Annotated in this window: 7 protein-coding genes; 1 reads left to right on the top strand and 6 read right to left on the bottom strand. The window is 57.9% G+C overall.

What is annotated here, in order from left to right:
* Positions 1 to 896: 896 nt before the first annotated feature.
* Entirely contained in the window at positions 897 to 2,249 is a 1,353-nt protein-coding gene (gene tcuC / locus H8A92_RS03720; protein WP_229194501.1) for an MFS transporter, read from the top strand.
* A gap of 78 nt (positions 2,250 to 2,327) precedes the next feature.
* On the opposite strand, the gene H8A92_RS03715 is transcribed toward tcuC, so the two are convergent.
* The 6 genes from H8A92_RS03715 to H8A92_RS03690 form a co-directional block, all read right to left on the bottom strand.
* A complete protein-coding gene (locus H8A92_RS03715) occupies positions 2,328 to 3,185 on the bottom strand; it encodes an electron transfer flavoprotein subunit beta/FixA family protein (protein ID WP_229194500.1) in 858 nt (285 codons plus the stop codon).
* Between the two features lie 219 nt (positions 3,186 to 3,404).
* The gene (gene nifA, locus H8A92_RS03710; protein ID WP_229194499.1) at positions 3,405 to 5,231 is read right to left on the bottom strand and encodes a nif-specific transcriptional activator NifA; all 1,827 of its coding nucleotides are present in this window, start codon (positions 5,229 to 5,231) and stop codon (positions 3,405 to 3,407) included.
* A 177-nt stretch (positions 5,232 to 5,408) separates the two neighbouring features.
* Entirely contained in the window at positions 5,409 to 6,245 is an 837-nt protein-coding gene (locus H8A92_RS03705; RefSeq protein ID WP_420831285.1) for an SDR family NAD(P)-dependent oxidoreductase, read from the bottom strand.
* A gap of 1,414 nt (positions 6,246 to 7,659) precedes the next feature.
* On the bottom strand, positions 7,660 to 8,763 hold the full coding sequence (locus H8A92_RS03700) for a nodulation protein NodZ (RefSeq protein WP_274613206.1): 1,104 nt from the start codon (positions 8,761 to 8,763) through the stop codon (positions 7,660 to 7,662).
* Between the two features lie 178 nt (positions 8,764 to 8,941).
* Positions 8,942 to 10,957 (bottom strand): carbamoyltransferase family protein, encoded by a 2,016-nt coding sequence (locus H8A92_RS03695; protein WP_229194533.1) that lies wholly within the window; start codon positions 10,955 to 10,957, stop codon positions 8,942 to 8,944.
* Positions 10,958 to 11,269: 312 nt separating this feature from the next.
* Positions 11,270 to 12,058 (bottom strand): ABC transporter permease, encoded by a 789-nt coding sequence (locus H8A92_RS03690; RefSeq protein ID WP_229194497.1) that lies wholly within the window; start codon positions 12,056 to 12,058, stop codon positions 11,270 to 11,272.
* Positions 12,059 to 12,060: the final 2 nt, after the last annotated feature.

Below are 12,060 nucleotides of genomic sequence, written 5' to 3'. Positions count from 1 at the left end.
ACGCCCACTGATTGAAGCGCCGATAACCCTGTCGGATTACGATCCAGATCCGTCCAATTCTACGCATTGTCGGCGCCTCCAGGCATCACGCGCAGAATCATGTTGGGTTATTGGCCGGCGCAAACGCATCGGGATTTTGCGTCACAGGAACGCGCGTCTGTTTGCGCGTTCGTGCCTGGCTTGACGTCGGTCGTAAGATGCATCGAATCCTCGCAGTTTCTGCACATTGCTATTTCTGGCTGGCTACGCGCTTGGGACAGCGCTGCCGGAAGGAGGCGAACCTACCGCGCGCTTGAGAGCTTCGGCCAACATCTGCACGAGATGTCGGCAGTTCGGCCGCCACGAGCATCTGAGAAAACACCGCCGCTGGTTCTTGCCCGTCCCGCTTGCACTCGTCCGCTCCCGTTGTCTTGCACGTTTTCAGCAATCGCCGTGCCAAGCCTGGTCTCACGCCATAAGTTTCGGAATAGTCTGAGAAAACGTTCGTGCCGGCTCGTCAGGGCATGTCTTGAGTCTGACACGGCTTGCGTGGCTGTCGGAAATCGAGCAGCAAATAAGTGCCAGCCTCTGCCCGCGAGGGCATGCGGCCTTGACCGCCGAGATCGCCCCAACATGCCTCATAGCTGCCGTGAGCCGGCAAACGACATACCTCATGCATTTGTCCATTTTGGTTTGAAATGAAGTTAGCTTGCGGCAATTGACTTGATATCTGCTGGTGCTCCGCGAAATGGCGGCGAAATATGTGCACTAAGCTAATTATCGTCGAAAATACGCCGAAATGATCAGGCGCCTTCCGCGCGGCCGGTAATGTCACCAATGACAAAGTTACGGCCGGATGCAATTGGGCTGGCGTGAGGTTTTCCGAACCGGCCATTTTTGACGGGAAGGAAACTCGCGTGTCACAGACACTTATTCAGCACGGGACGGTTAAATCGCGCGTCAATGCGATCCTGCGTGCAACAAGCGGCAATTTCCTCGAGCAATTCGACTTTTTCCTGTTTGGCTTTTACGCCAGCGCTATCGGACGAGCCTTCTTCCCATCCGAAAGTGAAACAGCCTCCCTGCTCAACACCTTCGGCGTGTTCTGGCTGGGTGCCTTAATGCGTCCTGTAGGCGCAATCGTCCTCGGCGCCTATATCGACCAGATCGGCCGTCGAAAAGGCCTGATCATCACGCTATCGATCATGGCGATCGGTACTGTCATCATCGCCTTCTGTCCTGGTTACGCGATCATTGGCATTGCAGCCCCGATTATCGTTTTGGCCGGGCGGCTGCTCCAGGGGTTTTCCGCCGGCGTCGAGGTCGGCGGCGTTTCAGTCTATCTGGCGGAGATCGCAACCCCAGGCAATCGCGGCTTCTATACATCCTTTCAATCGTCCAGCCAGCAGGTCGCGATCTTTGTCGCGGCAAGCGTGGGATACCTACTGAACGAGTCGATGCCGGCCGAAACCGTCGCCTCCTGGGGGTGGCGCATTCCGTTTTTTCTCGGCTGCCTTATCATCCCGCTTATCTTCCTTCTTCGTCGAACGCTGGAGGAAACGCCGGAATTTCTAGGGATGAAGAAGCATCCGAAGGCCAGCGAGATCTTTGCCTCGGCGCTGGTCAGCTGGCGCAAAGTCGTTCTCGGAATGATGATGGCGATCCTGAGCACAACGACCTTCTATTTCGTCACCGTTTACACGCCCACTTTCGGCAAGACAGTCTTGAAGCTGTCCGCTCAGGACGCTCTCCTGGTGACGCTCCTGGTCGCCATGACCAATTTCATCTGGAACCCAATTGGCGGCGCCGTCTCCGACCGAATCGGCCGAAAGCCAGTTCTGCTCGGCATTGCCGGCCTTGCATTGGTGACAGCGTATCCGGCTTTGCACTGGCTGGTAAGCGCGCCCACCTTCGGCAAGATGTTGGCGGTCGCGATGATGTTATCGTTCTATTTTGGCACCTACAGCGGAACTATGTTGGGCGCGCTCGTTGAGATCGTGCCCGCGCATGTGCGTACGACTTGCTTTTCCCTGGCCTTCGCACTCGCGGCCGCCTTGTTTGGCACCTTTACGCCATTGGCTTCGACCTGGCTCATCGAGCAAACCAACGACAAGGCTTCACCGGGGTACTGGCTGATGTTCTCAGCCGCGCTCGGCATTATCGCGGCACTGACGATCTATCGGGGCACCGCCAAACCGTCGAGAACAGCCGACCGTTCACACCCTCACCCAAAGGACAGCACCTTGGGCGTGCAAACGGCATCGCTCTAGTCCGATGCTTCCTGATGCAGATGGGTTTCGCCTCGTCGTCGCTGGCCACCTCGAAGCTGACCTTGTGTTATGGTCTGACTAGCTTCTATCCAGATCAAGCGTCACGGCCGATGCCGCGAGATCGGCTTCGAGCTTGGGTTGATGCTTGAAAATGGCGTCTATCAGCGCCAGCGCCGGTTGCTCTGTGGCCTCAACCAAGGCCGCCTTCTCAGCGCGTGCAGACGGCGCGAACACTCGCTTGACGACGGTCGGCGAGCCCTTGAGTCCGCATTTAGAGATGTCCTCGACGCCGGCATCGTGCGCGCTCCATCTTACGATGGGCGCCCGTGCGGCACGTAAGGCATCCGCCATCGTGCCGCGCCGAATCTGGTTTGTTGCCTCCAGCATGGTGACGAGACAGGGAAGTCTCGTGTGCAGCACCTGGATACCACCTTCGGAACGTCGTTCCGCTTCGATTGTGTGTGCGGCGAGATCCAGGGATCTGACCTTGGCGACGTAGGTAAGCTGCAGCACGCCCAGCCGTTTTGCGATGCCGGGCCCAACCTGCGCGGTATCGCCGTCGATGGTCTGCTTGCCCGTGAAGATGAGGTTTACCGGGCCATATTCCTTACCAATCTTTCGGATGGCTGTTGCCAGTGCATACGTCGTCGCAAGGGTGTCGGAGCCCGCAAAACATCGATCGGTGAGCAGTACGGCGCGATCGGCGCCATAGGTCAGCGCCTTCCTCAAAGAATCTTCCGCCGAAGGCGGGCCCATTGTAAGCACGGTTATTTCGCCGCCGAACCGATCGCGCAGTTCCAGCGCGGCCTCAAGTGCAAAGAGGTCATATGGGTTGATGATTGTCGGCACGCCCTGACGCATGATTGTATTGGTAACGGGGTGCACGCGGATCTGCGCAGAGTCAGGAACCTGTTTGATGCAGACGACATTGTGCACGGAGTTGCTCCAAAAGTTGCGACAGCTGCGAAGAAGACAGCAAGTCTCGTACCATCACCGGCTCTCCTTGGACTTTGCTCGCCATTTCAAAGGCCTGCACCGAACCGATCGCGCGACCTGGCCCGCTTTTGCGAGGGACGAATACCGACAAGCGTCCAGGCCGCGCCATCCCGGTGCCGCCGCGAGGCACGTCCGGCAAATGACGCAATATCCTTGCGTTCAAAACCGCTTGATCTCGATTCCGTATTTCCTCAACGCGTAACCAATCTGACGCGGGGTTAGTCCCAGCAAGCGCGCTGCTTTTGCCTGCACCCATCCAGATTTCTCCATGGCCGCAATGACTCGCTCGCGATCGGCGATCTTCGCGCCGCTTACGAGGACTGTGCCAGGAGGGGCAGCTAGCGAGGCCAACTCGCTGCCGCCTGGCGGAGCCGGCGCGGTCGCTTCCGATATCGGAGCGATCGACTTAGCCAGTACCGGCGTGCTCGGCACCGGTGGCATGATCATCTGCTCCGATGTACTTTTCCACAGCATCGCGGAAAGACATTGGCCGTGGCAACAAGCGAAATCATTTCTCACGATCGCTGGCCCAGCGGACAACGTCGCCGTGCGCTGAATGCAGTTTTCGAGCTCTCGGACATTTCCGGGAAATCCGCAGTTCATGAGCACATCAATCGCGCTCGCCTCCAAGGTCAGCGTACGTCCGTTCTCGTTGTTGAAGTTCCTGAGAAACTCGCTGGCCAGCAGCGGAATATCACTCCGCCGCTCGCGCAGCGGTGGCAGGAGCAAGGGAACAACGCTGATCCGATAGTAAAGGTCAGCACGAAACTCGCTCTTTGCTACGGCCTCTTCCAAATTCCTGTTGGTCGCTGCTATGACACGAACATCGACCTTGATGGTCTGGTTGCTGCCGACGCGCTCGAACTCTTGCTCTTGCAGAACTCGCAGCAACTTCGCCTGGAACGGCGCCGAAATCTCGCCGATCTCATCAAGAAATAGTGTCCCTTTGTCAGCAAGCTCGAAGCGCCCCTTGCGCGAGCTGAACGCGCCGGTGAAGGCACCTTTTTCATGGCCAAACAATTCGGACTCCAGGACCGTCTCGGGCAGCGCCGCGCAATTCAGCTTGACGAAGGGCCGTTTGGCGCGTGATGACGACTCGTGAATGGCTTTGGCTACCAATTCCTTTCCGGTCCCGGATTCACCGCGCAGTAGAACCGTGCTGTTCGATTTGGCTACGATCGCGATCTTCTCGAGAAGCCCACGGAGCGCCGGACTGTCGCCAATGATGCCATGAACGTTGACCTTCTTGCGATCCCGTGCTGGTTGCTTCAGCTCAAACAATTGCTTTTGTAGCCGGTCCTTCTCAACCATCAGCCGTTCGCGATCGCAGGCGAACAAGCGATGCAGCTTAACTGTCTGTCCCACCAGGTTGGCGATCATGGCGAGCAGCCGCGTGTCATGATCGAGCCGCAGACTCGATCTGTCGTCCCGGAAACGATCGACTGTCAGCGTACCCACGACCTTGGGGTCGATGCGAATTGGAACTCCGATGAACGACACGGGCGTATTATCCGAGGCGCCCAGCAGCTCGAGGTCGGCAGCGCTGAATGTCGGATCGGCTGCCACATTTTCGGCGACAAGAGGCCGGTCCGCCGCGACTATTTGGTCGATCGCCTTTCGGGGCAAGCGCATCCGGTAGCGTTCGTCGCTGCCTTCGCTCCAACCGGCGCCTACCGTGATGTCGGGCATCCCGTCATCGTCGAACAGCGAGACGATACCGTGTCGCATCTGCACAAACGATTGGAGAAGATCGAGAACGTTGGCCAACGTGACCTCAAGCCGGCACGGAGCGTTCAGTATCTTCGATATTTCGAAAATACCGGTCAGTGCGCTCTCGCGCAACGGCTCGACGGAGAGCTCGCGTTCCGGCTCCACTTGTGAGGCAGGCCTTTCGCGTGAGGAAGCGATATGCAGCATGAGACGATCTCCGATGTTTTGATCACCTTCCCTGGCGCCTTCTTCTGGTTTGCGAACTTCGTTCTGCATGTCATTCTCGATCTAGCGCCAAGTGGTGACGAGATGACATAGAAACGTAACAGCTTTTCGTGGCACGACGATAAACTTTCAGTGCGTTTTGTTTTGCGGAATGGGTGACCGACGCCAGCGTAGAACACACGTTCCACTGCTGCAGCTTACGTCAGCTTCGTTGCCAGGCGAGGCCGATCACAGATGTTGCCCGCCGTTGATCGGCAGCTCGGCTCCCGTGATGTAGCTCGCAGCATCTGAGCACAGGAAGAAGATGACCTTGGCCACCTCATCGGGCGTTCCCACTCTGCGCAGCGGGATGGTTGGTACAAGACGCGCTTGGGTGTCGGGCGACAACATGTCTGTCCCGATTTCGCCGGGAGCGATCGCATTCACACGAATGCCGTGCGGCGCATAATCATGCGCCATTTCGCGTGTGAGACTTGCAAGCGCCGCCTTCGATGTCGCATAGGCACTTCCAGCGAACGGATGCACCTTCGATCCGGCTATCGAAGTCACATTGACGATCGATCCTGACCCAGCTCTCAACTCGTCAAACAAGCCCTGCGCGAGCAGGATCGGAGCCACGAGATTGAGGTGGAAGACCCTCATCCATGTCTCGGTGGATGTCGCCAAGGACGTTAGCCGGTCCCCATTAGGTGTTTTGGGCGAAATCCCGGCATTATTCACCAGCGCATGCAAAACTCCGCCGCTCAGACGTTTCTTCACTTCGCTCACCGCGCGCGGCAGCATTCGATGGTCGCTTAGGTCGATCTGGACATGATCCTCGCTCCCTGATTTCCACGGGCAGCGCTTGCCGTCAAACGGCTGGCGCGCGCAAGAAATGATACGCCAGCCAGCTTCGGAAAATAGCTTGGCGGTGGCGTGACCAATTCCGCGCGATGCTCCCGTTAGCAGCATCGCCTTCCGTTCTCCTCGATGCACGCCAACTTTATCGACATGAAAAGGACAAGTCGAGTGCATCGCCGATGGTGCGGCTGGGATCGGATCGTCATTTGGCAGATCGAGACCCACGCCCACCTCCTCTCCTGCGTGCTCGCTCACTCCAAGCAGGAATTGGGCCACCATAGCCGACGCGACGCCGCTCCGGCTTTGCGGCCTGGTGTCGCGGATGCAGAGCGCTCTGGCGGGGGCTGTGAGGCGTCGCGTTGTCTTTGCGACAATGGTGGCGCTAGCGACAAAATGTCAGGAGTTCGCCCTCCTCGTCGGCGCGAGCAATACAGGCCATGAGGCGTACGCTGAATCCTGAACGCACGATCGAAGACGCCAACCGCTGGGCAGAGTTTTTCGCAGCGCATCGGTTCACAGCGTCCGGCCCGTCGCCGTAGCTCGAGCGACCCAAAGCTAACGTAATCATCCCCGCACGTCCGATTTTCCCGCGCGTAGCCCTAACCTGTCGTTCACGGCCAATGATGGTATCAATTTGACCCCACCTCCGGGCTGTCTGTGAACAAGCATGCACCCTGGCTGCGCCAGAACACCTTCAGAAGATCGCTGTAGCGAACTACGGAAGACGAACACCCCGACAGAGCGGTTCTTGCCCGGGACCTCCTTTGTTTGCAGCGTCTGCGCTCCTTCGTGATCTCGCCCAGATGAAGCCGCTTTTTTTGCTGAACGGTGCAGTGCGCCCCGCGAATAAAATTTGGCGCCTCAGGGCCTAAACGATCAGGGCTCCAGCATGCCGCGACGCATTTGGGTAAAGGTGAGCGAGGTGATGAACAAATGGCTTTCGCGCTGCGTCACCATCTAAACCAGGAGCGGTTCCCACCGGTGCCGCTTGAGGACTTTCTGATGATGTTATTGGCGAGAGCCACGCTCATCAGGGTCGCCATTGTGCCCTCCTTCACGACGCCGTCACGTCCAGATCAGCGGCGGCGACCGGCGAGCGACGGGACGCGATCAGGATGCCGCCGGACTTCGGGCTCGCCGGAAACAGCTTGCTACATTGCGTATCGCCGATGCCCAGCTCCTAACCCTTCTCGTCCACTTAGGCGCAAGTGCTGGGACGAGGTCGTGGTCGGTCTGAAGGCCTTGAGGCTCGCACTGCACGGCGTCCGCTCTGGTGAGCGTAGGTCAGCAATTTTCGATTCCCTGTTTCCGTGGCGTAATAGCGCCGACTGCGTCGACTGTCCCGACTAATGCCGGCGGCGGGAATATGGGTGGTCCTTGTGCGACGTCAGGATCAACGAGATTGACGAGGCTCGCGCGAGGCAATGACGAAGACTGGTTGTACCTTTTTGAGCGCGGCGGAACGCCGCTTCACCGTGTTCGGGTGCCACGGTCGCTATTTGGCTGTTGGCTGTCGGCGTCCTTTAACGGAACCTCGCCACCACGAGCTGCTTTGGCAACAATTCTGCCCGCGGAGAAGAAGTGATAGTACTTCTCAATGCAAAGAGCGACCAACAGATCAATCAGGCGAGCGATCACTTTACGTCACCAGCTCTCGGGACGCTTCTTCAATTAAGATTAGCCGGGCCGGATCGTTCAGGTCGAACTCTACCACGCGTGGCGCAAACAGGCGCGCATAGCGCGTGAATGCGCTCGTCGGAGGAAAACGAATCGCAGTGTCGCACCTCGCAAGGAGATACATTTCGATCAAGGCGGAAAAGCCGCCCGCGGCTCCGAGCGCGCCACTATGCAATGGTCCGGCTTGAGGCGCCTGGAAACTCTTTGGCACCGTGAAGACATCAGGAAATGTCGCCGAAATCCTTTCGAGGACGAGCGCACTGTCCGTGCAAAGGAACAGCCTCACGGGTTTTGCGTGTGGCAACGCTTTCGCCATTTCGACGGCATTACAGACCTGTCGCAGGGCCCGCTCCGGATCGGCCCAATACGGGGTATGCCCCATAATGTCCTCGCCGTTGCCATGTCGAACATGAACGCCGATCATGCTGTAGGGCTCAAAGTGCTCGCGGTAGATCGCATCAATCCGGGCCTGAATCTCAGATCGTGGTTTGATGCTCCGAAAAATTTCCCGTTCTGCTTCTTGATCGCAGCGCCACATCAGGCAGGCGTCACACACAACAGTGTTCGCGTCACTGTCTTGCTGGCTTTGAAACAATTGATCGAGTTCGTCGCGCTCTTTGAAAATTTGCTCGTCCGGCCGATAGACGCAGTCGATCGATGGCTTATTCCACCAACTCGGGAAGAATGGTCCTGGAAACGAGCGCTGATTGATCTGGTCGTCGCAAATCACCCGTACGCCGGCAATGTCTTGAACTGGCTCAAAGAACACTGGAAAGGCGTTGATGAACGGTTGGTCGAGATAACAGGATCCTCGCCAATCGATGACCAGGTTTCGCCCGGTCCGCTGTGCAAAACGCCAAGCTGCCGCCAGCGACCACAGGCAGTCACCGAATCCCGTACGTCGTCGGGACACTACGAACCTATCATTCCTCGAACCGCTCTGCATGGCCACCTCCCGGGCTCCTGGTTGGACAAGAGACGCAATTGCAGACATCTCATGTATCATCTCGTCCGACGTCACAGTCTGAAATCGCGGTGCCGGCGAGCTGCGTCGGTAGAACTTCATAGCAGTGCTATCCGTGATGGGCCGCGTTCTCGCAACACCTTCCGTCTTTTCTTGAGCGGTGTTGCGGCGACGTGCCGATTTCAGCCGGATGCCCGATGCCCCCGTGCGTCGGATGGCCTGGCCTCCTCCATGCAGGCATCGACATGGCCATGCTCATGAGTTACGGCTATGTTTCGCTTTACACTGTGTTGCGGCCGCAATCCGCGCGCGGCGGATGCAGACGAACGCCTCGCAGCTCCCACACGAGCCGCAATTCCTTCACGAGATCTTCACGCTTGGCCTGGCCCAGCATGGCTCCGTCGAGCAGCCCGCCGAGCGACGCCTCGCCCTCGACCCGCATCAAGATCTCGAAAAGCTCATGTGAGATACGCATACTATCGCGGGCGGAATGTCCCGTGCGGATCTCGCAGACCGTCTCCTGACGATCTACCGCTACGTGAGAGCGGACACGATGAAGCGATGCATAGGGTGGCAATGAAACGCCCAGTGCACTCCAATCCTCCAATGTTGCCGTCCGCTTCTTGACCAGGAACGGCCCGACCACAAGTCCGTCCAAATCGGTCGTCAAGAACGTAACGATCGCGTCTGACACCGAATCAACGATCGGCTCGGCATTGTTGTTAAACGACGTGTTTAGAAGAATCGGTATGCCAGTTATCTTCTTGAACGCGTTGATTAAATCCCAATAAGCGGGATTGGTCTCGCGCGACACCGTTTGCAGCCGAGCGGTGCCGTCAACGTGCGTGATAGCACCGAGCACGCTACGCTGGGCTTCATGCACGCGAACGACAAAGTTCATGAACGGCAGCTCCCTCGTGCCGCCTGGAAGCTCGAAGAACTCGCTCGCATCCTCAACCAGCACAGACGGCGCAAACGGACGATAACTCTCGCGCTTTTTGACCATCTCGTTAATTCGATTCTTGTTATCGGCTGGCCGCGGGTCCGCAAGAATGCTGCGGTTACCAAGCGCACGTGGGCCGAATTCAGAGCGGCCCTGAACCCAACCGATTACAGCGCCATTTGCCATCCATTCTGCCGCAATGGATGCTATGTCATCACTTCGTTGAATGTCGAGGTGGCCTGACCATGCGTTGAGCTCACGCTCTATGGCTTGCTCGTTGCCGAGATCGGGTCCCCAATAGACGTCCGGCAGTCGCTCGCGCGGCGCCGGCCTGCCCAGCTCGTTTGATACGATCAATGCAGCGCCGAGCGCGCAGCCGGCGTCGTGCGCCGCGGGTTGAACAAAGATGTCATCAAATAGCCCGGAATAAAGCAGCTTACCGTTCAGCGTGCAATTATGGGCTACCCCTCCAGCCAGGCACAAGCGTGTCATGCCCGTCGCTTCACGATGGTGCCGCAGGATGTGAAACACGATTCGCTCCAGCGCCTCCTGCAGCGAAGCGCTGACATCTCGATGCTGTTGGGTGAATGGCATTTCTTTTCGGCGAACCTCGATGTGGCGGACCAGGGCCGGAGCGATGCGATCCAAGTGAACGCGATAGCCACCCTTGTCCAACAACTCGTAGAACTGTGCAAAGAGTTCGCGATAGGGAGCCGGATCACCATACGGGGCAAGCCCCATCACTTTGTACTCGTCGAACAATCCGTAGCCGAGATATCGGATCGTCTCGAGATAGAACAGCCCCAGGGAGTTACGTTCCGGGAAGCTTGCAAGTTGCGCAATTTCGATGCCAGACCCCACCGCCAATAAGCCGGAGAGAAAATCGCCACTACCGTCGATCGTCAAAATGAGACTTTGTTCGAACCCGGACATGGCAAACGAGCTCATGGCATGCGCTTCGTGGTGATTTACGAAGGAAAGCCGCGACGGATCGATCTCGGCGTCGAACTCCCGTGCGAGCAGCTGGCGCATCAACAGTTTGGCGTCCAAAGGAACGGGCTTGGAAACAGAAAGACGCTCGAGCATTGCATTGCAGTAGGCTTCAGTCGCGTAGAACGCGATACGGTCGATCTCGCCGAGTTCAACTCCTGCGGTAGAAAGACAGTATCGGATGGAGTTGCTCGGCAACTTGTTGGAGTGCTTGACCCGGTTGAGGCGCTCCTCTTCGACGGCAGCAATCACGCGGCCATCCTGCACAAGGACCGCAGCGCCATCGTGAAGAAATGTACTCGGGAGCTCTGGTGATCTTTCATAGATTCTGTCAAGACCACCACTTAATCCAAGGCACAACATCCAGCTCTCCATTTGATCATGGCGGGAACGACAACTGCGTTCCACCTATCCAATCTGTGCGGTCACGCTCCGTCGGGTACGCGGGCCAGACAACACAATACAGCTTCGCAATTCCGTCTCGGCGCCTCGCGACAGACGCTGAGAACGTAGCGGTGCCGCCGTCCGCGCCGATCGACCGAACAGACGGCCGGAGACGTTGCTCGATCGCGACCTCTCCAGTCCATCGCAGTGGCCGCTGCGACAGACCAGGTCATCCCGAGCTACCGCACGACGCATCGTGACTGTGACTTTCTCCATTCTGCGGAACTCACGTCAACGCAGCAGACGGCGCCGAAATACTGCTATCGACGCAAAAAAGGGCACGACCGTGTAAACGCAGAGCGCGGCGACATGCAGGGCAACACTGTCGACACCGCGTTCAAGCATCGCTGGGCGAATAAGGTCAACCGAATGTGCGAGAGGCAACAAGCCGACGAAATGCTGAAATGAGCCGGGCAGTTGGCTCGTCGGAAAGACCACGCCACACAAAAACACCATAGGACTGAGGACAAGTGTCTGGTAAAATACGAAGTAGTCGTAACTTGGCGCAAGAGATATGACGACCATGGCCATGCTGGCGAAGACAAGGCCAGTAAGGGCGATTGTTGGCATCGCATACAGAATGGATAGCCAGGATGCATACCCCAGCGCGACAGCGACGATCCCGATCGCTGTTCCGGCCAGAACGGACTTAGTGGCCGCCCACACCAGTTCACCCAAAACGATATCGCCAAGCGTGAGCCCAGTGGAGAGGATTGCTTCCCAGGTACGCTTGGCGTCCATGCGTGCGAAGGCCGCATACATAGTTTCAAAGGTCGCGGACGTCATGGCACTGGTCGCGACCATGCCTGCCGCAAGGAACGCGATGTACGACGTCCCCTCAACGCGCCCCACGATCAGCCCAAGGCCAAAACCGAGGCCAAACAGATTGGTCAAGGGGTCTGCGAGGTTGCCGAGAATCGATGCCATCGCAACTTTCTTCCATGCTAGGAAGTTCCGACGCCATACCGCGATCCAGTTGTACGCGTTTGTGGGCATCACCGCCGCATAACTTTCACCCATAA

Source organism: Bradyrhizobium acaciae (genome assembly GCF_020889785.1).
Lineage (GTDB): Bacteria > Pseudomonadota > Alphaproteobacteria > Rhizobiales > Xanthobacteraceae > Bradyrhizobium > Bradyrhizobium acaciae.
This window is presented reverse-complemented; position numbering and strand designations above follow the sequence as displayed.